The sequence below is a fragment of the Siccibacter turicensis LMG 23730 genome (genome assembly GCF_000463155.2).
Classification (GTDB): Bacteria; Pseudomonadota; Gammaproteobacteria; order Enterobacterales; family Enterobacteriaceae; genus Siccibacter; species Siccibacter turicensis.
This window is the reverse complement of sequence record NZ_AWFZ01000042.1, coordinates 552,552-576,376: the sequence shown is the minus strand read 5'-3', so window position 1 is coordinate 576,376 and position 23,825 is coordinate 552,552. Positions and strand designations below refer to the sequence as shown.

General features: G+C 62.9%; 21 protein-coding genes. 12 read left to right on the top strand and 9 right to left on the bottom strand.

Annotation, left to right across the window (positions count from 1 at the left end):
* Nucleotide 1 precedes the first annotated feature (1 nt).
* Both DW58_RS14660 and DW58_RS14655 read right to left on the bottom strand, forming a co-directional pair.
* Nucleotides 2-1,489 carry a PAS domain-containing sensor histidine kinase gene (locus DW58_RS14660; protein WP_029593052.1) on the bottom strand — a complete coding sequence of 496 codons (1,488 nt, stop codon included), beginning with the start codon at nt 1,487-1,489 and terminating at the stop codon, nt 2-4.
* 162 nt (nt 1,490-1,651) lie between these two features.
* A complete protein-coding gene (locus tag DW58_RS14655) occupies nt 1,652-2,194 on the bottom strand; it encodes an RNA polymerase sigma factor (RefSeq protein ID WP_409371881.1) in 543 nt (180 codons plus the stop codon).
* A gap of 341 nt (nt 2,195-2,535) precedes the next feature.
* Here DW58_RS14655 and sctW point away from each other — a divergent pair, with 341 nt between their 5' ends.
* The 12 genes from sctW to arsC all read left to right on the top strand — a co-directional run bounded on the left by sctW (nt 2,536) and on the right by arsC (nt 13,477).
* Nucleotides 2,536-3,672 (top strand): type III secretion system gatekeeper subunit SctW, encoded by a 1,137-nt coding sequence (sctW, locus tag DW58_RS14650; protein WP_024550863.1) that lies wholly within the window; start codon nt 2,536-2,538, stop codon nt 3,670-3,672.
* A 27-nt stretch (nt 3,673-3,699) separates the two neighbouring features.
* On the top strand, nt 3,700-5,823 hold the full coding sequence (sctV, locus tag DW58_RS14645) for a type III secretion system export apparatus subunit SctV (protein ID WP_029593050.1): 2,124 nt from the start codon (nt 3,700-3,702) through the stop codon (nt 5,821-5,823).
* Nucleotides 5,823-6,698, top strand: coding sequence for an FHA domain-containing protein (locus DW58_RS14640; RefSeq protein ID WP_235810701.1), 876 nt, complete (start codon nt 5,823-5,825; stop codon nt 6,696-6,698). The genes sctV and DW58_RS14640 overlap by 1 nt, the downstream gene beginning before the upstream one ends.
* Nucleotides 6,698-8,050: a type III secretion system ATPase SctN gene (sctN, locus tag DW58_RS14635; protein WP_029696695.1), complete on the top strand. Its 1,353-nt coding sequence runs from the start codon at nt 6,698-6,700 to the stop codon at nt 8,048-8,050. The genes DW58_RS14640 and sctN overlap by 1 nt, the downstream gene beginning before the upstream one ends.
* A complete protein-coding gene (locus DW58_RS14630; RefSeq protein WP_024550670.1) occupies nt 8,034-8,498 on the top strand; it encodes a hypothetical protein in 465 nt (154 codons plus the stop codon). The genes sctN and DW58_RS14630 overlap by 17 nt, the downstream gene beginning before the upstream one ends.
* Entirely contained in the window at nt 8,495-9,043 is a 549-nt protein-coding gene (locus DW58_RS14625) for a type III secretion system HrpP C-terminal domain-containing protein (RefSeq protein WP_024550671.1), read from the top strand. Before DW58_RS14630 ends, DW58_RS14625 begins: the two co-directional genes overlap by 4 nt.
* Nucleotides 9,040-10,086 (top strand): FliM/FliN family flagellar motor switch protein, encoded by a 1,047-nt coding sequence (locus DW58_RS14620; protein ID WP_024562660.1) that lies wholly within the window; start codon nt 9,040-9,042, stop codon nt 10,084-10,086. The genes DW58_RS14625 and DW58_RS14620 overlap by 4 nt, the downstream gene beginning before the upstream one ends.
* Before the next feature lie 5 nt (nt 10,087-10,091).
* Nucleotides 10,092-10,745, top strand: a complete 654-nt coding sequence (sctR, locus tag DW58_RS14615; RefSeq protein ID WP_024549160.1) for a type III secretion system export apparatus subunit SctR — start codon at nt 10,092-10,094, stop codon at nt 10,743-10,745.
* A 7-nt stretch (nt 10,746-10,752) separates the two neighbouring features.
* The gene (gene sctS, locus DW58_RS14610; RefSeq protein WP_024549161.1) at nt 10,753-11,013 is read left to right on the top strand and encodes a type III secretion system export apparatus subunit SctS; all 261 of its coding nucleotides are present in this window, start codon (nt 10,753-10,755) and stop codon (nt 11,011-11,013) included.
* Nucleotides 11,013-11,825, top strand: coding sequence for a type III secretion system export apparatus subunit SctT (gene sctT / locus DW58_RS14605; RefSeq protein WP_024549162.1), 813 nt, complete (start codon nt 11,013-11,015; stop codon nt 11,823-11,825). The genes sctS and sctT overlap by 1 nt, the downstream gene beginning before the upstream one ends.
* Nucleotides 11,822-12,907, top strand: a complete 1,086-nt coding sequence (gene sctU, locus DW58_RS14600; RefSeq protein ID WP_024549163.1) for a type III secretion system export apparatus subunit SctU — start codon at nt 11,822-11,824, stop codon at nt 12,905-12,907. Before sctT ends, sctU begins: the two co-directional genes overlap by 4 nt.
* A 138-nt stretch (nt 12,908-13,045) precedes the next feature.
* Nucleotides 13,046-13,477 carry an arsenate reductase (glutaredoxin) gene (gene arsC / locus DW58_RS14595; protein ID WP_024549164.1) on the top strand — a complete coding sequence of 144 codons (432 nt, stop codon included), beginning with the start codon at nt 13,046-13,048 and terminating at the stop codon, nt 13,475-13,477.
* Between the two features lie 30 nt (nt 13,478-13,507).
* Here arsC and DW58_RS14590 read toward each other — a convergent pair whose 3' ends face one another.
* The 7 genes from DW58_RS14590 to DW58_RS14560 form a co-directional block, all read right to left on the bottom strand.
* Nucleotides 13,508-13,924: a type III secretion system chaperone gene (locus tag DW58_RS14590; RefSeq protein ID WP_024549165.1), complete on the bottom strand. Its 417-nt coding sequence runs from the start codon at nt 13,922-13,924 to the stop codon at nt 13,508-13,510.
* Nucleotides 13,925-13,960: 36 nt separating this feature from the next.
* Nucleotides 13,961-20,008 carry an AvrE-family type 3 secretion system effector gene (locus tag DW58_RS14585; protein WP_024562661.1) on the bottom strand — a complete coding sequence of 2,016 codons (6,048 nt, stop codon included), beginning with the start codon at nt 20,006-20,008 and terminating at the stop codon, nt 13,961-13,963.
* 26 nt (nt 20,009-20,034) lie between these two features.
* On the bottom strand, nt 20,035-20,220 hold the full coding sequence (gene hrpT, locus DW58_RS14580) for an HrpT family type III secretion system protein (protein ID WP_024550873.1): 186 nt from the start codon (nt 20,218-20,220) through the stop codon (nt 20,035-20,037).
* Nucleotides 20,221-20,230: 10 nt separating this feature from the next.
* Nucleotides 20,231-22,282: a type III secretion system outer membrane ring subunit SctC gene (sctC, locus tag DW58_RS14575; RefSeq protein WP_035885602.1), complete on the bottom strand. Its 2,052-nt coding sequence runs from the start codon at nt 22,280-22,282 to the stop codon at nt 20,231-20,233.
* A gap of 63 nt (nt 22,283-22,345) precedes the next feature.
* Nucleotides 22,346-22,573, bottom strand: coding sequence for a hypothetical protein (locus tag DW58_RS14570; protein WP_024550871.1), 228 nt, complete (start codon nt 22,571-22,573; stop codon nt 22,346-22,348).
* 75 nt (nt 22,574-22,648) lie between these two features.
* Nucleotides 22,649-23,242 carry a type III secretion system stator protein SctL gene (gene sctL, locus DW58_RS14565; protein WP_024550870.1) on the bottom strand — a complete coding sequence of 198 codons (594 nt, stop codon included), beginning with the start codon at nt 23,240-23,242 and terminating at the stop codon, nt 22,649-22,651.
* Nucleotides 23,229-23,819, bottom strand: coding sequence for a hypothetical protein (locus DW58_RS14560; protein ID WP_024550869.1), 591 nt, complete (start codon nt 23,817-23,819; stop codon nt 23,229-23,231). The genes sctL and DW58_RS14560 overlap by 14 nt, the downstream gene beginning before the upstream one ends.
* Between the last annotated feature and the right edge of the window lie 6 nt (nt 23,820-23,825).

Genomic DNA, 23,825 nt, shown 5'->3' with positions numbered 1-23,825 from the left:
GTTATTCTCCTTTCTGTTTTTCGCCGCCGCCGCCGCGCGGGGCGGGCAGCGGGAAGGTCAGCCGCACGCGGGTGCCTTTTCCACGCGCGCTGATAATCGCCGCCTCGCCGTTGAGCATGCGCGCGCGCTCCTGAATGCCGGGCAGGCCAAAGGCGTTTTTACGCACCCGGCCCGGCGTGAATCCTTTGCCGTTATCAACAACCTCAATGGAGAGCGTGTCGGGCTCTGGTTTAACGATGATATAGACGGTGCTGGCCCCGGCGTGGCGGGCGACGTTGGTCAGCGACTCCTGCACCACGCGAAACGCGGCGGTGAGCGAGGCGTCATCCAGCACCACGGTGTGCTCGTTGGGGGCCACCAGAATGCAGCGGCAGCCGCCGTCTTTATTGAAGCGATCGCGCAGCCACTCCAGCGCCGGGATCAGCCCCAGATTCAGCACGTTGGGGCGCAGGCGGGTCGACACATCCCGCACCACCTGGATGGTGCTGTCCACCAGCCCCATCAGATTCTCTACCTGGCCGCGCAGCTCAGCGGTCTGCTGCGGGGCGCGCATCGCCAGCAGCGAGAGGCCGGTGCGCAGCGAGGTGAGATGCTGCCCCAGCTCATCGTGAATATCCCGCGCCAGCTGTTTGCGCTCCGCTTCACGATCCTGCTCGAAATTCTGCGCCAGCATGCGCAGCTGCTGGTGGGCAAAGCGTAGCTCCTCCTCGGTTTGCCGGATCGGGGTAATGTCGCGCCCGACCGCCAGCACGCTGGCGAGCTTGCCGGCGAGGTTGTACTCCGGGACGCAGCGCACGTGCAGGGTCCGTTTTTTACCGTGACGCAGCAGTGTCAGCTCCTGTTCGGCACCTTTCTCATCCACCAGGGTTTTGGAAACCAGCTTAAAAAAGCTCAGCCCGACATCGCCCTTCGGCACGCTTTCGGTGAGCGGCTTGTGGTGGATCTCCTGCTCGCTCAGCCCGAACCAGTTGCGTACCGCCGGGTTGGCATACAGACAGCGGGTGTTGAGATCGAAGCGCAGGATGAGATCCGGGGAGTTCTCCACCACCAGGCTCATCTGCTTTTCGCGCAGGCGCTGCTGCTCTTTCTGACGCCGCAGCTCGCGGACATCGTGAACCACGCACAGGATGTGCTGTTCGCCGCGGTGGGTGTAGCCGATGGAGCTGACCTCAACCGGGATCAGCTCGCCACGGCTGTCGCGGTGATGAGAGGTAAAGGTGATGCCTTCCGGACGGACGCTCAGCTTCCACCAGAGCGCCACCACGTCGCTGTCGCGCAGTTCCGGATCGATGGCAGAGAAGGGGAGCTGTGAAAAACCCTCGCGGTTATATCCCAGCAGCGTACAGGCTTTATCGTTGACATATTTGATACGCAGATCACAGTCGATCAGATATATCGCATCATGAACCCGGTTCAGGGCGATGTCTGATAAATTCGCTGCGTCCAGCGCGCTATTTTCCGGGCGGTTTGCAATAGCCTGCAGTAGCATAATTCCCTCTATGTTGTTGCTGGTCTTTTCACCAGTCAATATTGCTCTCGCGTAATATCAGCGTGAATAAAGTTCCCTTCTGGAACTATTTCACGCTGTAGGATAATTAACGTCTTCAACATAGTAGCAGTTAAATCATGTCAGCCGTTTGTCGGCGCAGTATCAGGCATAGATGCGGGTTTTCAACGCCTCTCGCGCCCGTGACAATCGGGAACGGACGGTACCCAGCGGAATATTCAGGTGAAGCGCCACATCCTGATAGCTGCCTTCTTCTTCCACCAGAATCGACAGCATGGCTTTAATATCCGGCCCCAGCGTATCAATCGAGTCCAGCGTATTAAGCAGCAGTTGGCGATTTTCCGTCAGATCGCAGGGGTCGTTTTCCAGCAGCAAATCTGCTGTGATTTCATCGTCCAGGCACTCCAGGAAACCATAACTATGCTGGCTTTTGTAATAATTGCGAATCAGATTAACCGCAATTCCAAACACCCAGGTTTCAGGACGTGACGCACCCATAAATTTATGCCGATTGCGCAGCACTTCCAGACAGGTCATCTGCAAAATATCTTCCCCGTCCTCGTGATTAGCAATTCGCTTTCGAATGAAATTAAGCAGCTTTTTATTATGCGTGAGGAAAACTTCGTCCCAGTTCACATTTTCCGGGAATGCGGTTGCATTATGGGACTGGGCGACATCAGGCATCATGGTGCTAATCATTATTTGCTCTCCGGTAGTTGTCATCGTGACCCTTACCCCATAGCAAGCGCTGTGCCAGCCCACGTTGTGATGCTAATACCCTGTTTTAACGCCGGTTTATATTCCCTCCAGGAGTTATCTGAGACACTTTTTGTTTTTATCTTTCGCCGCACAATGCAATTAATTGCATTCCGCCGCGCCGATATATTTTCCCGCAGCGTTGTGTATGGGTAGCGAAAATTCACCGGGCGTTCCGCCGCGCCATTCGCCGCGTTTTTTTTCATTTTTTCGGGAACCGATGTCCGGGTGTCGACACTGAAAAGGGGTGATAACAACGAGGAGTGCCGGCGATGATTAAAATGCAACATGCGCTACTGGTGCCGCTGGCCCTGAAAGCCCTGCATAAGGGAACGGAGCAGTCCACAGCAAAAAACGCCAGCCACGGCCCGGACAACGTGCGTACCCGCACCGAAACGCTTAACGACTCGCTGGAAGAGATTGGGATGATGTTCAGCGAGAAGATGGAGCGTAAAAACAAGGCGCTCAACCGCCGCAACCTGCAAAGTAACCTGCTGCGCAACAAGCACGCGATCGGGAAAATCGACGAGCTGACCCATCTGTTCGAGCTGCTGGATAACAACGACAACCAGCGCACCGAAGAGCAGCTCAGCCTGCTGCGCGACGCTCTGAACCAGTCTCCGCCGCCGGACAGCGATGCGCTGGTCGAGGCCGCAGGTGGCGATGCGGCGCGCTGCGATGTGCTGCTGCGCATTCTGGAGCAGCAGGCGCATGTTGACGGCAACCCTGAGCTTGCCAGCAAAATCGGCGGCCATCTTGACCGCCTTCAGCACACCCACGGCGAGACGATCCGCGCCGGAACCAACACCGCCAGGGCTATCGCCGAACACACCCGCGACCCGCAGCGCAAGCAGTCACTGCGCAACCTCTATTACGACACCATCGTCCACAAACAATCGGCGGTGATGATGCTCGACATGCTGCTGAAGGAGGTGGAGTCGCGCTATCTGCTGGCGTCGCTGCGCACCCTGCAACGGGCGCTGTCGGACGATATCGCCGCGCTGGCGCCGTCGATCAGCATCGGTGCGCTGTGCTGCATTCAACGCGGATTGCGCGATGCCGCGCAGATCAGCCAGACGCTGGCTAACTGCTCCGCCTTCGTAAAGCGCATGGAGACCAAGCTGCCCGAGGTGGCGATGACCGGGCTGACCCTGACGCGACGCGCCCTGCAAATCAGCTACAACGGCGCCTATGAGAGCGACTTTCACCACCTGGCAGAAGAGGTGGTCGGGCAGCACACCACGCAGCTGCCGCTGTTTTACGCCGGACTGTTTCCGCTGATGCACGGCCTGCCGCCTTCGCTGTGGCAAGAGCCGGAAAGCCGCAAAGACGCGCTGACGCTGCTGCGTAACATGATTGGCGAGGCGTCGAAAGACGAGCAGCAGGCCAACATGCGCAAAGATGTTTAATTTCCGCACTTCGACGAGGCCCTGGCGATGAACGTCCTTTTTCAGATTCTGAACAGAATTGCCATCAGTGCGATGCAGCGCTCCGAAGTGGTCGGCGCCGCCTTTGCGATGGCGCTGGTCTTTATGCTGATCATTCCGCTGCCGCTGGGGCTGATTGACGTACTGATCGCCGTCAATATTTGTCTCTCTTCGCTGCTGGTGGTGCTGGCGATGTACCTGCCGAAACCGCTGGCGTTCTCGACCTTCCCGGCGGTGCTGCTGCTCACCACCATGTTTCGTCTGGCGCTCTCCATCTCGACCACCCGTCAGATCCTGATTCAGCAGGACGCCGGGCACGTGGTGGCGGCGTTCGGTAACTTCGTGGTGGGCGGCAACCTGGCGGTGGGGATGGTGATGTTCCTGATCCTGACGGTGGTTAACTTCCTGGTGATCACCAAAGGGTCGGAAAGGGTGGCAGAGGTGGCGGCGCGCTTCACCCTCGACGCCATGCCGGGCAAGCAGATGTCCATCGACAGCGACCTGCGCGCCGGCATGATTGACGTCTGGCAGGCCAAGGCCCGCCGCGGCGAGCTGGCAAAAGAGAGCCAGCTGTTCGGGGCGATGGACGGGGCGATGAAGTTTGTGAAGGGCGACGCCATCGCCGGGCTGGTGATCCTGTTTATCAACCTGATTGGCGGCTTCAGCATCGGCGTGTTACAGCTCGGGATGCCCGCCGGGGAAGCGATGCACGTCTACTCCATTCTTACCATCGGTGACGGGCTGATTGCCCAGATCCCGGCGCTGCTCATCTCCCTGACCGCCGGGATGATCATCACCCGCGTCTCTTCGGACAACGATCAGGCGGTGGATAACAACATTGGCCGCGAGATTGCCGAACAGCTGACCAGCCAGCCGAAAGCCTGGCTGCTCTCCTCGATTGGCATGGTGGGCTTCGCGCTGCTGCCGGGGATGCCTACCGGGGTGTTCCTGGTGCTTGCGGCGCTGACCATGACCAGCGGCGGGTTCCAGATCTGGCGCGCGCGCCAGGAGTTACAGCTGGCGAAGCCGCAGATGGAGAACGAAGTGGTGCCGCCGGAGCTGAACGGCAAAGAGGATCTGCGCCAGTTCAACCCGACCCGGCCCTACCTGATTAACTTCCCGTCCTCGTGCCGCGGCCAGCCGGAGACGCTGGAGCTGGTGCAGGAGATCCGCCGTCTGCGAAACCGTATCGTCTACCACTTCGGCTTTACGCTTCCGGCGTTCGACATTGAGTTCATCGACAGCCAGCCGGAGAACGAATTCCGCTTCTCGGTGTATGAGATCCCCAAAGTAGTGGGCACCTTCAACGTGGCGCAGCTGGCGGTGAAACGCAGCTGGCTGGAGAGCATTCCTGAGGCGGCGCGCGAGGGCATTGTGGAGGGCGACGAACTGCGTCGCGAAGCGGAGCTTATCTGGCTGCCCGCCGACCATCCGCTGCTGGAGAACGACGAGGTGGAGCGCTGGAGCGCCCGCGAACTGCTGGTTAAACGCATGGAAAACGCCATCCACGCCAGCAGCCCGCACTTTATCGGACTGCAGGAGACGCGGGCGCTGGTTTCGTGGCTGGAAGCGGAGCAGCCGGAGCTGTCTCAGGAGCTGCAGCGCGTGATGCCGGTGGCGCGTTTCTCCGGCGTGCTGCAGAAGCTGGTGGCGGAGCGTATTCCGCTGCGCTCGGTGCGCGCCATTGCCGAAGCGCTGATCGAGCACGGCCAGCACGAGCGCGACATCCATCTGCTGACCGATCTGGTGCGTATCTCGATGAAAAACCATCTCTGCTATCAGTATGCGCGCCCCGATGGGCTGCACGTCTGGCTGATCACCCCGGAGCTGGAAGAGCAGCTGCGCGATGCGCTGCGCCAGACCCAGAACGACATCTTCTTTGCGCTGGCGCAGGAGCAGGTCTCCGCCATTTTGCAGGAGGTGGGCAAAGCGTTCCCGGTGGACAACGACCCGCGCGCCGTTCTGCTGGTGGCCCAGGACCTGCGCAGCCCAATGCGCTCGCTGATTCAGGAAGAGTTCCACTATGTACCGGTGCTCTCGTTTGCGGAGCTGCAACCTAATCTCGCGGTAAACGTGCTGGGGCGTATTGACCTCGATCCCGCCGTTTACTCACTGACCACCTGGGAGAGTTAATGATGTTCGAACTGCGCGTGCTGTCGGGCCTTCATTTAGGCGCAGCGTTGCCACTCTTTGGCGACAGTTGGGTTATCGGGCAGGCCGGGGAAGCCGATCTGCTGCTGAGCGACGAGGGGGTCAGCGCGACCCACTGCACGTTACACCGTCACGAATCGAGCTGGCAGCTGGCGTACGCCGACGGGGAACCCCGCCCGCTGGAAACCAGTGAAACCTTCGCCGTCGGCCCGGTGTGGCTGATGGTGGCCCAGGCCGATACCCCCTGGACGCCGTTTACCCCGCCAGTCGAACAGGCGCAGCCTGTCCAGGCCCCGCAGCCACAGGCCGCCGCGCCAGTCGCGGCACAGCCGGTGCGCCGTAGCCTGTTCACCCGCACCATGCGGGTGGCGATGGTGAGCATGATGCTGCTCCTGACCTTTACCGTGGTGAGCTGGATCCTGCAGCCGACGGTGGCCCAAACCCAGGTCGTGCCGTCTCCCGGCAGCCTGCTGAGCGTGAACGAGATTAAAGGCCCGCTGCTGAAGATGCTGCGCGAACGCGACCTCGGCAAAGCGGTGGCAGTGATCGCCGGCGAAAAATCCATTGAGCTGAAGGGCACCCTGAGCGCCGAGCAGATGCAGATTTTCAACCGCATGATGGGTCGTTTTAAAGAGGAGTTTCACACCGGGGTGCCGGTGGTGAACCGCGTCGAGCCGCGCAAGGTGTCGCTACCGTTTCGCATCGTGCAGATCACGACCGGCTCGCGCGCCAACATCGTGACCGACGACGGCCAGCGGCTGTTCGTCGGTGATGAAGTGGACGATCTGCGTCTGGTGGCCATCACCGGCGACCAGATTGAGTTCAGCGGCCGGGAAAACATCAAGGTGAGCTGGTAATGGCCCTGGCGCTGGAAGCGTGGTACGCCCAACAGCAGCAGCGGTTGACCAGCCTCTCGCCGGTCAAAGCCTGGGGGCGCATCACCGGCATCAGCGGGATTTTGCTGGAGAGCAGCCTGCCGCAGGCGCGCATCGGCGATCTGTGCCAGGTGGAGCGCGACGACGGCAGCAGCGTGCTGGCGGAAGTGGTGGGCTTTAATCCCCGCCATACGCTGCTCTCAGCCCTCGGTCAGTTGGATGGCATCGCCCAAGGCGCGCGGGTGATCCCGCTGCGCCTGCCGCACAGCATTGTGGTCTCCGATGCGCTGCTCGGCAGCGTGCTGGACGGGTTTGGCCGTCCGCTCAGCGACGACGGCCCCGGGGCTTTCGCCATGCCCGGCAGCGGGATGGCGTCAGTGAGCGTGCTGGGCGATGCGCCCGCGCCAACTGACCGCCCGCGTATTGATACGCCGCTGCCGACCGGGCTGCGCGCCATCGACGGCCTGCTGACCATCGGCACCGGCCAGCGGGTCGGGGTGTTTGCCGGGGCGGGCTGCGGGAAAACCACGCTGCTGGCGGAGATGGCGCGCAACACGCCCTGCGACGTCATCGTCTTTGGGCTTATCGGTGAACGCGGACGCGAACTGCGCGAGTTCCTCGATCACGAGCTGGACGCCGAGTTGCGCAGCCGCACGGTGCTGATCTGTGCCACCTCGGATCGCAGCAGCATGGAGCGCGCCCGGGCGGCGTTTACCGCCACTGCCATCGCCGAAGCCTGGCGCGACCAGGGCAAAAGCGTGCTGCTGATCCTCGATTCGCTGACCCGTTTTGCCCGCGCCCAGCGCGAAATCGGTCTGGCGCTCGGCGAACCGCCGGGCCGCGGCGGGCTGCCGCCCTCGGTCTATACGCTGCTGCCCACGCTGCTGGAGCGGGCGGGGCAAACCTCCCGCGGGGCGATTACCGCGCTCTATTCGGTGCTGATCGAGGCCGACTCGATGAACGACCCGGTGGCGGATGAAGTGCGCTCCCTGATTGATGGTCACATCGTGCTGACCCGTAAACTCGCCGAGCGCGGCCACTACCCGGCCATCGACGTGCTGGCGAGCCTCAGCCGCACCATGAGTAACGTCGCCACCCGGGAGCACATCGGCAATGCGGTGCAGGTGCGGCGCATGATGGCCGCGTGGCAGCAGGTGGAGATGCTGATCCGCCTCGGGGAGTATCAGCCGGGCCACGATGCCATGACCGATGCGGCGGTATCGGCCCAGGACGCCATCAACGGCTATCTGCAACAGGGCATGCATGAGCCCTCCGCCTATGAAGAGACCCTGCTACTGCTTTCGGAGGTAAGTCGCCATGCGCCGACACCGTAACCTTGATGACGATATCCCGGTGGAAGATGCCGGGGCCGCGCTGCAACAGGCCTTCGCACTGCTGTTGCCGATTCGCCGTCAGCGCCTGCGCCGCAGTGAACGCGCCCAGCGGGAAGCGGATCGCGCCTTGCGTGACACCGTCACGCGAAGCGACCAGTTGGCCGAGCAGCTCGCCGAACAGCAGACCCGCTATCTGGCGCTGCGCGACGGGTTTGCGGAACGGCATCTGGCGGTGACCCAGAAGCAGGAGCGCCTGATGCAGGGGCTGACGCAGGAGCGCGGGGCGTGCGACGCGGTCGCCGGTCATAAAAACGCGCTGGTGCAGTGTCAGCGGCTGACCGAGGTGCAGACCGCCCAGCTGGAAGAGGCCCAGCGTGAGACCCAGGCCAGACAGCGCGACGTGGAGAAACTCGAATACATGATTCAGGAAAGCGAGGTGCTGCGATGAGCGCATTACCCCAGGCCCGCGAGGCGGGCAAAGAGCCGCTGCCGCAGCGGCCATCCGTCGCCCGCGAGCGACCGACATCCCAGGCCAGCGACGCCGCACCGGCGGATCGCAAAGGCAAAAGCACCCCGGTGAAGCAGGATGCGTCGCTGTTTGACGCCCTGCTGGGGCAGCCGGAAACGGGGCTGTTGCCGGCGGGCGTGCCCTTAACCGCCACCGCCTGGCCCTGGCTTCAGGCGCCGGACACCAGCGCCCCGGAGACGGTCGCCTCACCGGCACGGGTCTGGCAGCAGATTGAGCCGGCGCTGTGTACCGCGGTGGAGAAACAGCCCGCCGGGGCGGTGGCCATGACGCTGCTGCTGCCGAAGCTGGGTGAGGTGGATGCCCGGCTCAGCGCCGCCGGCAACGGCTGGGACATCAATCTGCGCTTCGCTCCGCAGGCGATGCTGATGATGGCCCCGCATCAGGAGCGCTGCCGCGAGTCGCTGCGTCGGCGCATGGCCTGCCAGGTGCGGCTGCGCTTCGAGCAGCGCGGGGGGCAGGCATGAAACCACTGGCGCTGCGTCGTCAGCGGCGCACAGAGGCGCAGCTGCGGCAAAAAACCGGGGCAGGCTGGCGCTTTCTCTTTGACACCGACGAGGCGTCCGGCTGGCTGGAGCTGCACCTGACGGCGCAGGCGAGCGGGGCGGTGCAGGCCCGGGGGCTGGCGTGTCAGGCCGGTACGCTGTGGCTGAGCGAGCCGGAGGCGGTCTGCGGTCTGCTCTCCTCCTGCCCGGCGCTGCCGGACGCCGCGCGGGATCAGGCCTGGTACTGGCCGCTCTATAACCAGGCGATGTGTGCGCCGCTACAGGATCTGCTTGGCGCGATCTCACCGTCCGACGCCGACGTACCGCCGGACGATCTGCTGTGGCTCTCACTGACCGTGGTGCTGGGCGATGCCCGGGCGCACAGCGCGCTTGGCGCCACGCCGGAAACCCTGACTCACCTTCTGGCGCACGTCGGCTGGCAGCCGCTGTACGCCCCGGCCGACGAGGCGCTCTCCCTCAGCCTGCCGCTGAACCTTGGCGCGCTCACTTTACCGCTGGCGCAGCTACGCGCATTACGTCCCGATGACGTAATCCTTCCCACCCGCACCTGGTTTACACCGACCGGCGAGGGGGAACTGCACCTCGCCCGCGTCCGCATTCAGGGTGAATTACAGGGTGAGGAAGGGCGTGCTGGCCGTTTTTATATTACCGATTTGGAGATAACCGACGTGAATGTAACCCCCGATGATTATGCGATGGATGGTATGCCGCAGCCGGATGATGAGCGTCCGGCAGCCCCGGCGACAGAAACGTCGGCCTTCGATCCGCTGCCGCTGGCCCTGACGCTGCGCTGCGGCCACCTGCGGCTGACGCTCGGCGAAATTAACCGCCTGAGCGTCGGAACGACCCTGATGGTGGATCACGTGGTGCCCGGTGAAGCGCTGTTGTGCCACGGCGACTTCCCGCTGGCGAAAGGCGAACTGGTGGACGTGGAGGGGCGGCTCGGGCTGCAAATCACCCATATGCTGCCGGCGGCAGCAAATCCGCTGGACGCCGACAGGTAACCGCTATGGAAATGGGACCGCTGAATCCGATTATGCTGGCGCTGTTTCTCGGCGCCCTGACGCTGCTGCCGATGCTGCTTATCATCTGCACCAGCTTTTTGAAAATCTCCATGGTGCTCCAGCTCACCCGCAACGCCATGGGGGTGCAGCAGGTGCCGCCCACCATGGCCCTGAACGGCATCGCGCTCGCCGCAACGCTGTTCATTATGGCGCCGGTGTTCAGCGATATTACCGACCGGGTGAAAACCCTGCCCATCGACTTCAGCTCCATGGAGCGGCTGGAGTACACCCTGGGCAACGGCATCGAGCCGTTAAAGAAGTTTATGACGCGCAATACCGACCCGGACATCGTGGTGCATCTCCAGGAGAACACCCACCGCATGTGGCCGGAAGAGATGGCGCGTACCGTTCAGCCCGACAACATGCTGCTGGCGATCCCGGCGTTCGTGCTCTCCGAGCTTCAGAACGGTTTCAAGATCGGCTTTCTGATCTTCATTCCGTTTATCGTGGTGGACCTTATCGTCTCTAACGTGCTGCTGGCGCTGGGGATGCAGATGGTGTCGCCGATGACGGTCTCCCTGCCGCTCAAAATCCTGCTGTTCGTGCTGATAAGCGGCTGGACGCGCCTGCTTGACGGGCTGTTTTACAGTTACCTGTGAGGACTAGATGGATATTCTGACGCTGTTTCGCCAGGGCATGCTACTGGTGGTGATCCTCTCGGCGCCGCCGCTTATCGTCGCGGTGCTGGTGGGGATTGTGATCTCGCTTCTGCAGGCGGCGATGCAGCTGCAGGACCAGACGCTGCCGTTCTGCATCAAGCTGGTTGCGGTAGGGGTGACGCTGGCCCTGAGCGGCCGCTGGGTTGGGGTGGAGCTGATGCAGCTTGCCCAGACCGCCTTCGCCATGATGTCCACGGTAAGCGCCTGATGCTGCTCGGTGCGCCGCTGGCCGATATCTTCAACAGCATTCTGGCGCTGGCCCTTGCCATGGCGCGCATCTTTCCCTGTCTGCTGCTCACGCCGGTGTTCAACTTCAGCGTAGTGAAAGGGGTGATGCGTACCGCCATCGTGGTGGCGCTGTCGCTGTTTATTACCCCGGCGATAAAAGTGCAGATCGACGCCCTGGAGCCGGACATGCTGGTGCTGGCCGGACTGATGCTCAAAGAGTTGGTCATCGGCTGCCTGATCGGCCTGCTGCTCGCCATGCCGTTCTGGCTGTTCGAGTCGGTCGGCGGGCTGTTTGATAACCAGCGCGGGGCGCTGATGGGCGGGCAGATCAACCCCCAGCTTGGCCCGGACGTCACCCCGCTGGGTAAGCTGATGCAGCAGTCGATCATTCTGCTGCTGATCATCGGGCTTGGGCTGTCCACCATTACCCAGATCATCTGGGACAGCTACCGCCTGTGGCGCGCCACCGAGTGGATGCCGTTTCCGTCGGAGGCCGGGTTCCAGGTTTATCTCACGCTGCTGGGCAAAACCTTCACCGACATGGTGCTCTACGCCGGGCCGCTGGTGGCGATCATGCTGCTGATGGATTTCGCCATCGGCATCATGAGCATCTACAGCCCGCAGCTCCAGGCCACGGCGCTGACCATTCCGGTGAAATGCCTGCTCGGCATGCTGTTCTTTATTCTCTACCTGCCGCTGCTCAACCATCTGGCCGGTGAGCGGCTCTACGAGCTGCGCGACCTGAGCGACATCCTGCCGCACCTGGTCGAACCAAAAGGGGTGACGCCGTGAGCGAAAAAACCGAAGACGCCACACCCCAAAAACTCCAGGACTCGCGTAAAAAGGGGCAGGTCAGCCAGAGCCAGGATATTCCGAAGCTGCTGATCTGCATCGGCGTGCTGGAGGCGATCTTCGCGCTGGTGGATACCGGCATGCAGCGGATGCAGGCCATGATGCTGCTGCCGCTCTCCCGGCTGCGCGAGCCCTTCGATCACGCTCTGGAGGAGGTGATCAGCAACTCCTTCACCGTGTTTCTGGTGCTGGTGGGGCTGGTGTGCGCCATTGGCCTGGTGCTGCGCATCATCGGCGGCTGGGTGCAGTTCGGCCCGCTGTTCGCCGTGGAGGCCCTGACGCCCAATCTGGACGCCCTCAACCCGGTGAACCAGTTCAAGAACATGTTCTCGGCGCGCCAGTTTACCCAGCTGCTGACCAGCGTTATCAAAGCCATCGTTATCGGGGTTATCGTCTGGCTGGCGATTGAGCCGGAAATCGCGGGTCTGGCCCAGCTGGCGCTCGGTAGCCTGGACGGTTTCTGGCAGGGGGTAATGGCGCTGTTTATCAAGGTGACGCGCCGGGTGCTGATGGTGATGCTGGCGCTGAGCGCGCTGGACTTCGGGGTGCAGAAGTACTTCTTCCTCAAGCAGCAGCGCATGAGCCACGACGATATCAAGAACGAGTACAAGCAGAGCGAAGGCGATCCGCACATGAAGGGCCACCGACGCCAGGTGGCGCACGAAATTCTCAACGAAGAGCCGCAGGCGCCGCGCCAGGTGGCGGTGGAGGAGGCGGACGTGCTGCTGATTAACCCGACGCACTTCGCCGTCGGCCTCTACTATCGCCCGGATGAAACCCCGCTTCCGCGCCTGCTGTTTAAGGCCAGCGACGAGGAGGCGCGCACCCTGATTGAGGAGGCGCAGCGCAAACGCGTGCCGGTGATCCGCTATATCTGGCTGACCCGTACCCTGTATCGCACCACCCGCGAGGGAGCCTTTATTCCACGCGAAACCCTCACCGCGGTGGCGCAGGTCTACCGCCTGCTGCGCGAGCTGGAAGATCAGTACCTCGATGAGGTGATAGAGATCCGCGACGAGTAGCCTCTCAGCACGGTAATTTCCCTCCGTTTACCCCGTTCACACGATTTGCTCACAGGCGCGTCATCAGACAGACTATGGTTTACCTGAGGCCCGGACGCGGCCGATGCGGTACTTCCTCCATCCTGTAGAGGGTCAGCCATGAGCGACATTACTATCTACCACAATCCGGAATGCGGCACGTCACGCAATACCCTGGGGTTAATCCGTAACAGCGGCGCGGAACCGGAGGTGATCCTCTATCTGGAGAATCCGCCGTCGCGCGTTGAGCTGAGCGGACTGATTACCCGCATGGGCATCGGCGTACGCGATCTGCTGCGCACCAACACCGAACCCTATGTGAGGCTCGGGCTGGATAATCCCGACATCAGCGATGACGAACTGCTGGACGCGATGCTGGCGTACCCAATTCTGATTAATCGTCCCATCGTGGTGACGCCGCTTGGTACCGCCTTGTGTCGCCCCTCCGAACGGGTGCTGGATCTCCTGCCCGATCCCCAGCGCGGGGAGTTCATCAAGGAGGATGGGGAGGTGGTGATCGACAAGCAGGGCAAGCGCGTCGGGGAGGCGTAGCCGGAGCCTGCTACAGGCTCCGACAGAGGGTTAGCGGGCGCTGAACATCTCCGTGAGCAGCTCCCGCGCCTCGCGGGCCTGCTGCATGAACGCCTCAACCAGCGGGATAAAGGTCGTATGGTTCAGGGCATCAATGCCCTGCTGGTGGCACAGCCGAATCTGATTGTCTTCATCGAGCGCCAGCCAGCAGCCGCGCATGGCGTCCATTTCAAAGTTAAGCGTCATCATCAGCCGCCACGCGGAGAGCGTCTCCTGCCAGGGGGCGATATCAAACAGCCGGCAGTGAAGCAGCAGGGCATCGCTCTCGGCGGGCGCTTCCAGCACCAGCGCCTCCTGTCCCTGGTCATCCACCAGCGCACACACGCCGTTATCGAGGGTTAACGGGGGCGTGCCGGGGCGGTTAAGGCCGCTGAGCAACTGCTGAATTTGCGTCTGTAGGGGCGTCATGTCACGTGGTCTCCGTTAGGTTGAGGGCGGGCGCGCCTACAGCACGCCGCGTTTATCCTGCACTTCGGCGCGGGTCAGGGCGTTTACCACATCCTGACTGGCGTCGGCGATATCCCCTTCAAGGGTAAAGGCGTTCGGCGTGCGCTGATCCTCGCCGTAGCTGAACGCGATTTTGCCAAGGTTGCGGGTGATGCTGACGTTCGCCTGGCTTGAGGCGCCGGTCAGCAGCAGCGGCAGGTTAAACCCTTCCTGCTTGGTGTCGGTCTCGGTAAAGGCGATCGACTTAACGCGCATGTTGCTGCGGTCCTTGAGCATCGCCTGAATCTCCTCCGGCTGGGTTTCGCCTTTGAGCCACTTCTGCTGCATCCGGTAGCGGGTTTCGTCGGTAAACTCCAGGGTGACCGACGCCTGGGTATTACGGTTCGTTTGCAGCTCGCGGATCACTTCTTTCAGCATCGGCTTCTCGGCCATAAACCGGCTAATGGCTTCGGCGTTGCTCTCCGGCAGTTCGCTGGCGAACAGGCTATGGACCACGTGCATCAGGCTGTTATGGTCGATTTTGCGCAGGTTGTTGTAGGTCGACTGGTACTCGGCGCTGTTCAGGGTGTGGGTGCGCTGCGTCGCCGCTTCCTTCTGGATTTCCAGCTGTCGGGCGGCATTAAGCACCCCGTACTGGGCGTTGTTCGCTGGTGTGATGGCCAGCAGCACCGGAAGCAGCTTCTCAAGCTTCATGGCGACCGCTTCACGCTCGGTTTTCATAAAGGTCGAGAACGTCTCGTCGCTACTCTTCTCTTTCTTCGGCGGCTCGTCGGTCTGCGCTGTCGTGCCTTTGGCGTCACCCTTTGCCTCGGCTTCGTCAGCCTTCTGCAGCTTCTCATAGGCTTTGCGCTCGGCGGCAGAGAGCGGACGCAGGGTGCCGTGGCTGGTGGCGCGCTCCCGCAGGCTCTGCTCTTTAAGGGCTTTCAGCGCCGGGGTCAGGGGTGGCAGTTCGTTCTTCGGCGGCTTTTCGGCATCTTTGATCTCCTGAAGCAGGGCATTCATCTTCGGGTCATCGAAGCTGGACTCAATCTGCTTGATAAGCTTGTCGAGCTGCTGTTTATCCACCGGATCGGCGCGCCCGATGTCGAGACTCATGCTCTGCTTGGTGCGGTTATCAATGCTCGCCTGAATGTTGGTGCTGTTGATACCGAACATCGGGATGCGCGCGCTCTTCGACCCGCCGGTGGTGACCCCAACCCCTGCGGTGACGCCCGCCCCGACGCTGGCGCTGTTGAGCATGCGCAGGCGGTTATCGCTGTCGCTGAGGGTGGTGCCCGCGCCAGTGCGGGAGACGCTGTGCTCGCTCTGGGCCGAAGCCAGGTTCGTGGTGGCCTGCAGGCTGGCGGTGGCGCGCGCCATAGCCCGGTTGCGGGTTGGATCGGCGCTGTTGGTCGGCAGGTTAACGCCGCCGCCGGCCATCGCCATCATGGTGGCATCGACATTGAAGGTCAGGGTGGTGCCGTTTTTCACCTTATGGCTGACGCCGCTCTCCAGCAGAGTGGCCGGGTCGAGCGTGCCGTTGGTCAGCTGATCGAGGAAATCCTTCAGGTTGGCTTCGCTGACGGTAAAGCTGACGCTGTTCTGCATCTGGCGCTGGAGCGCCATGGCCAGGATACCGTTAAGGCGCGCCGAGGGGGTGAGGCTACGCTGGTTGCCCAGATCGACCTTGATGTTTTTGGCATCCGGCGCCTGGCTTATCGGGTTCCAGCCCACCGCGCCAAACACTGTGCCGGTGCCGCCGCCGTTGCGGGTGAAGGAGACGGTGATCCCGCTGTCGCTGCGGGCGAAGCTGGCGTTATAGGCGCGATCGAGGTTGCCGCGCACCCCCGGTACGCCGATCACCTCTCCGCCGGGGATCACCGATAGCGTCAGCATCCCGCCGTAGTTACGGCCAAAGCCCATGTTCTCCCCGGACTCCAGCGAGGCAATGGTGCGCATCATACGCTCGGTCATCTGCTCCTGGGAGCTGGCTTTCACCACGGTGCGGGTGGTCATGTTCAGACCGTGGTGGGGCTTGCTGAAGGCATTGGTCATGGAGCGAATGGCGTCGTAGCAGGCTTCAAGCTGCTTATTGTTCACAAAGCCCATGCTGGTGGCCTTCTGAATCGGATCGTTGCCGTAGCGTTCGTCGCGCAGGACGCGGAACCTCTCTTGCGCCTGGTCGATACGGGCAAACGAGACCGGGTTTCCGGCGGCGACGGTCTCCAGCTCATCCACCAGGGCATGCAGGTCGCGCATCGCCATCCCGTCGAGGATCAGCCGTGATTTGGTCAGGCCCATATCGTCATGGGGATCGCGCTGGCGGCCCATGGGCGGCTGCGCTTTCTGATGGCGAACCACCACGCCCTGATTCTCCAGCGACTGCATCAGGGCATGGCTCGGACGCGCGGTGCGCAAGGGGTAGTGGTGATGTAACGCCGCCAGATCCTGCACCAGATTGTCCTCATCGCTCCACGGGTTCATCGCCTGGGTCAGCGCCCGGTGGCGGGGGGGAGTAAATTCGCTATCGCTGCTGCCGTCACCCTTAAGCGCACCGGCGTGCTGTCCCAGCAGCATCGTCTGGTGATGGGCGCTGTCGGCCACGCTGTCGCTGAAGTCGCGCAGGTGCTCCAGGAAACGCCGGTCAAACGGGCCGTTTTCCAGTGCTTTCAGACGATCCTCCAGAGGAGAGAGTTGCGTCGCGGGCGGGGCGGCCAGCGCGGCTTTCATTGCCTGATGCAGAGTGGCCTGGCGCTGGTAGATCGGACGCAGCTCCTCACGCCCCTCCCAGGCATGCACCGTGCTGCGGTACGCCAGCTTCAGCGGGCGCGGCGGGCGGCTCAGGTTAGGGTCAAACACGTGGGCGCGCAGTCGGTCGCGCAGGCGGCTGTTCACGTGGTTGCCGTCGCGCCCGGTCATGCCCATCACGCCCACCTCAGCCTTGAGGGTCATGCCGTGCACGTTGACGCTTTTCGACGCTTCACCGAGGCGGTCGCGTGCTTTCTCCACCCGCCGACGGTGCGATTTGGCCTCCAGCTTCGTGCCCGGGTCGTATTCCGGCTGGATCAGCCAGCGATCCTTGGGGGCAATCTGCTGCGCGTTCTGGTTGGTGACGGCGGCGCTGGTGTTCTCCTGCGCCGCGGCATCCTGCCGTTCGCCGCTGTCCACGACGTTCGCCCCGAGCCGCATCCCCGCCAGCTGTAAAATGGCGCTGCGCCCGAGTTTATCGGCCACCATCAGCCCGCCGCCCGCCACGTTATGCAGTGTGTCGATGGCATCCATGCCCTCCGGCAAGGGCACCGACTGCCACGCTGCGCCAGGACGTGCGCCCGGCGCGGCTTGCCAGTCCTCTTTCGGCATGGCGTAGAGCTTGCCCTGCTTATCCAGCACGTAGAGCGTCTGCTTCTGGTCGGTGGTGATGTCCACCAGTTCGTTGCCCTCGCCGGTGGCGTTAACCGGGCCCATCTTGTCCGGTATCACGTGGGGGAGATAGTTGTCGATGCCCGCTTTGGTGAGGGTTTTCATCATCTTCGCCGGCTGCCGGCTGTCGGGGCGGTTATGGTGATACTGGATCTCGTTCTTTTCGCTGATGGCGGCCAGCCGCTCGCTGTCCACAGGGGCGATGGCGCGGGCCGGGTTATGGGGGCCGAAACCGGGCAGGGGAATATCCACCGCAATGCTGCTTTTTTGCTGGCGCATCACAAACTGGTTGTTAAGCCCGCCGATCTTGTCGCTTTTCAGGTTCACCTTCACCCGCGCCGGCTGACCGTCGTCGTTGATCACCCAACCCTGACCGTCCTGGCCGCGCTTGAGGCTGCGCACGCTTTCGCTGGTGGCCTCCCAGCGCTGGGAGTTTTTGTTGAGGGCGTAAAGCTTGTCGTTATAGACGATGAGCTGGCCGAGACGACCGAGATCCACCATCTCCTGCGGCAGCGGGCGCGGCTGGATCAGCCCTTCATGATGGTCCATCACCAGGCTTTCATTGAGGTTCCACTGGGGCTCAAAGTGCCCCTGCTGGTTAAGGGCGCAGACGTGGCGCTGGTCGTTACCGTCTTTGACGATCGCCAGCAGGCTACCGGTGCCGTGGTTAAGAAAGCTTTCAAGGGTAAAATGCTTACCCGGCAGCGCGGCCAGTTTGGCCGTGCGCTCGCTGGCGTCGGTCAGCACAAGCTGCTTGTCATCCTCGGCGGGGCTGTCGCCGGTGAACAGCTTACCGTTGCTGTCGATGGCAAACACCTTGCCGTCGTGCATCGTCATGCCGCGGGTATGAAAATCGCCGATCTCGCCATCGGGTTGGCGGGTTTTCAGCGCCAGCGTCACGTGGCGCGACTTATCGTCATTCAGACGCCGCAGAAAGGCGACCGACTGCTTATTGGTTTTTTCGTTCGTCAGAGTGACCAGGGTTTCACCGCGATGGTTGGTGCAGTACCCGGCGATTTTGTCAGAGAACTTCTCTGACTTTTCCCCGGTAGTCAGGTTGCGCAGGGTCTTTTTGTCGTAAATGGCGAACAGGGTGTCGTCGGCCTGTTTGGTCAGCTTGCTGAAGCTTTTCTCTTCGTTTTCATCCACCTGATCCCAGCGCATCGCGCGCTCATCGAGGCGGTAGAGCCTGCCACCGTGCTCGCGCAGGTGCTCGCTGACGGTCTCCCGAACGGCGCCCTTATCACCCTGTTCACGATCGTGGGCGAAAATGCCGGTAAGGGCTGCGTGCACCGCCGCGTCCGGCAGTAATACGGTACGTTGCAGCGAGGCGTCTCCGAGCCGGCGCGCCGGCGCGCGTACCGTGGCGATATCCGTGCCGTGCAGCTTGATCTGCACCTCCGAGCGGGCGGTGAGGGGTTTCACACCCAGCTTATCCTGCACGTTATCCAGACGTGACGGCTCCGGCTGCTTCCAGCCTTCCATCGGCACGCTCTGGGTCAGGCCGATAAAGGCGGTTTTCTCACCCTGCAGGCTGAACAGGCGTCCGTGGGTGTCCATCAGCAGATGCTGACTGCTGTCTTGATTCGCCTGGTGCGCCTGCCAGGTGTGCTGCGGGCGGGCCACGGTTTCATTAAGAATATTGCGCAGGTTGTCGGAGACGGCGTGGGTCACGCTGAGCTTGCCGCGATCGCTGAGGGCAAGTTCCGCAATCTGCGGACGGAGCTGGTTGCGCTGCTCCGCCATGTCATTTTTGGCGGCGTTAAACGCGAGCTGCTGGGTGCGGTTGAGCTGGCTGAGGCTCAATTCGGCGTATTTCTCCTCCTCAACGGTCTCAAGCGACGGTGCCTGGGCCAGCGGGCTGCGGGCGCGGCTGGGCTGGCTGAGGCTTGCTTCGGCGAGCTTCTTCTCCTCGATGGTTTCAAGCGACGGGGCCTGGGCCAGCGGGCTGCGGGTGCGGTTGAACTGGCTGAGGCTTGCTTCGGCGAGCTTCTTCTCCTCAATGGTCTCAAGCGACGGGGCCTGGGCCGCGTTACGCACCGGCTGTTTGCCCCGGGCGTTGTCACTCATCGGCGGCGGCGCGCTCGCGTCGGGATCGGTCGGGGTGCGGGCGCTATAGAGCTGCATCGCCAGATCGGCGGCGGTGGTAAGGGTATCCAGCCGGGAGGCGGAGGAGGAGGCAACGGGAGCAGAAGAGGGTGAAGCGGTGGAAGGACGGGACGCGACGTCGGGCGTTCGATGCGGCGCCCCCGTCCGGGTATAGCCTGTGGTATCCGGCGCGCTGGGTCGCGACGGCAGACCAGAGGCCGGACGCCTCGGCTCGCCCGGTAGTCGGGCGGGCGAGGCAGCGCGCCCACTACCCGACGCCGCCGGCGAGGCGGAACGGGCGCTGCGCTGTAGTTTTTCCCTCAGGCGCGTCAGGCTCTGGCGCATGCTGCCCCCGCTGCGCTGGCGGGCCGACGCCGGGGTTTGCTGAAGCGGCGGAGAGGCGGGCCGCGTGGCGGCACCGCCGGAGAGCGAGCCGCCCGCATTATGGCGCGCCCGGGTCGGGAGCTGTCGCAGGGGAATAGACTGCGACGCCTGGGCGCCAGCCTGGATTTTGCGGCTGGCACTGAGGCCGGCCAGTAAGGGAATTTTAATGACCATGATTGCTCCTCGCTGACATCTCGCGGTTAGTGATCGACCGGAACCTGGGTGTAATCATACGGGCCGTTACGCATCTCCGGCTGCCACCAGATGGTCAGCCGATGCAGATCCGACGACGGGCGGCAGCTCACCTCCAGGCAGCCGGTCGTCGGTTTGGCGCAGGCGCTGAGCAGCAGGGTCACTGCCGTCAGCATCAATACTCGCTTCAACATGTTCATCTCCTTAACGCGTCACTAAGCGGCCGGATGAGGTCGCCGGGGCAGGTGCGCCGCCGGAAGCCGAGAGCAGCGAGACGCGGGACGGACGCGCCGGGCCGTTGGGTTCAAACGCCACAAAGACTTCCGCCGATTCCCCGGGATTGAGGGTCGCGCGCGGCCAGACCGCCACGGCCAGCGTGCGATCGCTGCGGCAGGTGGCTTCGTCGAAGCGCTGTGGTCTGGAACTGTTGTTGGTGATCACGCCCACGGTGAGCTGCACCGCCTTGTTGCCATACCACTGGTGGCGGCGGTAGTCGCTGGTGAACACCGACGGGATACGGCATAGCGCGCTCAGGGTCTGCCCGGTACCGCCTGCGGTCATGCCGACCGGAATGCGGTTGCGAGCCAGATCGCGCATCGCATCCTCAACCACCTGTTTCATGTCGGTGAACTTATGGCGTTCGCTGACTTCGCTCATGGCCGTATTGAGCTGTTCCCGTGACTCCTCCGCGATGTAGCGGGAGGGATCAACCTGATCGCCGATCAGGTGCGGGGTAATAATGAACAGCCGTTCGCGCTGGGAGGTTTCATGCCGGGTCGAGGTGAAGAGCTTGCCGATCAGCGGGATGCTGCCGAGGATCGGAATGCGGCGCTCGCGATCGCCGGACTCTTTGGTGTGGAACCCGCCCATGACCAGCGAACGACGCGCCTGCACCATCGCCTGGGTGCTGATTACCCCGTTACTGGTACCTTCCGCTTCGCCGTCGTCATTTTTGCTGAGCTTGCCGTCTTCCACGTCAACAATCAGCTGGATCGCCGACTGCGGCGTGTTGCTGATGGCGCGCGGCGTGACGCGCAGGCTGGTGCCGGCGGTAACCGCCTGAATATCGGCCACCCGCTCGCCGATGGCGCGGATAAACGCGGTATCGCTGAAGTCGATCACCGCCGGCTGGTTCTCCAGCGTTAGAATGGACGGGTTGGCGATAATCGACGCGGTGCCTTCGCCCTCCATCGCTTCAATATTGGCAAAGAAGCGCTGGAAGTCGGTCACGAACAGGGTGCTGGAGCCAGAGAGCATGTTCGACGCACCGGTGACGTTGCCGAACTGGCCGCCAAGGGCGCTGGAGAGGCGCTGCATCTCGTTGCGATCGATATCGACAATCACGGCGTCAATCTCAATCAGCTTCTGCGGTACGTCGATGATGTTAATCAGCGACTGGTAGGCGGCGCGGAATTTGGGATTGTCGCGCACCAGCAGCATGTTATTACGCACGTCCGCCGACACCTTGCCCGCCAGCGCGCTCGCCGGGGCAGACGCCGGGCGATGGGATTTCGAGGTGCCGCGGGTAATCAGCTGGTTCATGATGTTCTGCGACTGCTCGCGCATTGAGGCGTAGGTATCTTCACTTTCGCCCTGCGAAGCCGCCATGCCGCTGGCGGTGTTGCTGTTTGCCTGGCCCAGCAGCTCGTTGAGCATGGTTGCCACGCCCGGCACCAGCAGCGTCTGGTCGCGGTACTTGATGCTGCGATCCGCCACCGCCGCATACTTGAGCGGGAAGGCCATCATCTCTTTGTCTTCCTCGGCCTTCGGCTTTTCATCCGATTTACGGGCGAAGTCAGAGATAAGACGCACGTACTCCGGCGGCCCGGTGACCAGCACCACGCCGTCATCCGGCAGTTCGCCCCAGCCGAAGCGCGGCTCCAGCAGGCCGACACCGCGCAGCGCTTCTTTGATATCCGGCGCGGCGTCCGGGGAGATCTCGAGGCGCTGCGAGGTCTGTTCCGACTGCGGGCTGACGTAAAGGGTATTGTTGTAGACGAACCACTGGAAGCGGTACTCCAGCGCGAGGCGATTAAGGAACGCCTCCGGGCTGTCGGCGCGCAGCTTGCCGGTGACGTTGCTGTCGCCGAGGGTGCCGAGATTGACCTCGACCCCAAAACTGTTGGCGAAGTCCTCAAGGATAATGGAGATCGGCGTATTGTCCGCCGAATAGGCATAGGCCCCGTTTTTCCACTCGTCCGGTACGCGGGCCGATGCGGTGCTGATGCCGAGCATCAGGACAAAAAGTGCCGCCATCAGGCGGCATAGCACTGGAAACTTCAACACGCCTCACTCCTTGCTGCCAGGGATGGCTGAGACTCAGTTAATGGCATCAATGATGGCCTTGCGGATGCCGAACTTGAACTGGGTGTACTGCGAGCTGGCCCAGCCGGCGTTGGACATATCCAGCAGCTGGTTCTGAAAGGCGTACATATCCGCCACGCTGTAAGACTCGCCCGACATCTCTTTGGCAAACTGATACGCCTCGTGATGGGTGCGGGAATAGTGTGTGGATAGCTGACGCTGAAACAGATCGTTGGAACTCATAAAAAAACCTCCTCGCGTTGAACACCTCCTTATGTGGCGCGTTATGCGAGGCGGTTCCAGAGAAGTGAAATTTTTTTACAGGGCGGGGGCCGGCTGGCGCGTGAACTGCTCGCGCAGGGTTGACCACGCGATATACAGCTCGCCGCGGTCGGTGACCAGCCGCAGGGCGTCCGCCTCCAGCGCCGGGTCGCCGCACAGGGTCCATTCCAGCTGCGGCTGTTCCGTCAGCCAGTCGCTCAGGGCCTGCTCCTGTGACTGCGCGCAGTAGAGGGTGGCCTGCTGCTGGCGCGGATGGTGGCGTAAAAGCTGATGGAGCAGGGCGTGGAACCGCGACTCACGGGGAACGTCCCCCAGCAGCTGATGCAGAGCGTCGTTCAGCAGGCGGTCCGCGAGAGTGACCAGCTGCGCCTCCTCCTGCTGGCGCTGCGCCTGCCAGCCGGCCAGCACTTCATCCGCCTGCTGCCAGAACTGTGCTTCGTCGCTCAGGCGCTGCGTCGCCAGCTCGTGCTCCGCCTGCTCCCTCGCCGCCTCAAGGATGGCCGCGGCCTGCTCATGGGCCGCGGCGAGGATCTGCTGCGCGGCGCGGTGGTCGGCGAGGACTTCCCGGGGCAGCACCGGCCCGTCAGGCACCGCGCCGTCCAGCAGCGCGATGGGTTTAATCTTCCACATGTGACCTCTGTGCGGATTGCTGTTGAAGTTGCCAGAGCGCGGCCTCCCAGAGCGGTCGCAGGCGCTGGGCCGGCATCGTCAGCGGTACGGTATCGCACCCGTCCACCGCCGGCTGCGCAAACAGCAGCCGCAGCCGGGGCCACAGATCCGGGTAGAGCGCCTGCAGCAGCCGCAGGCTCCCGGTGACGCCGTCGGTCTGGTAAAGCCCCTCGGGGAGCCAGCTGCCGGGACGCAGTCCTTTGGACAGCCGCCGCGCCCAGATTTTCAGCCCGGCGGGCAGGTCGGTTTCCGCGCCGCAAATTTCCGCGACCAGCGCCAGCAGATCCTGGCGCTCGGCTGCGGAGAGCGCGGTTATCGCCAGCACCAGCGGCTGGGGCGGGCAGAGCGCGGCGGCGGGAATGGCCAGCGCGCGCTCGATAGTGCGGGCGTGTTGCCGCACCAGCGCTTGCTGCGCCGCGTGGGGCAATTCCACCGGCAGCAGCGGGTGCCAGCTCGCATCCGCCTGCTGCCAGTAGCCGGACTGCCACCAGGCAAGCCACGCCAGGGCTACATCGCGGTCGATCGCCTGCGTCTCCATAGCACC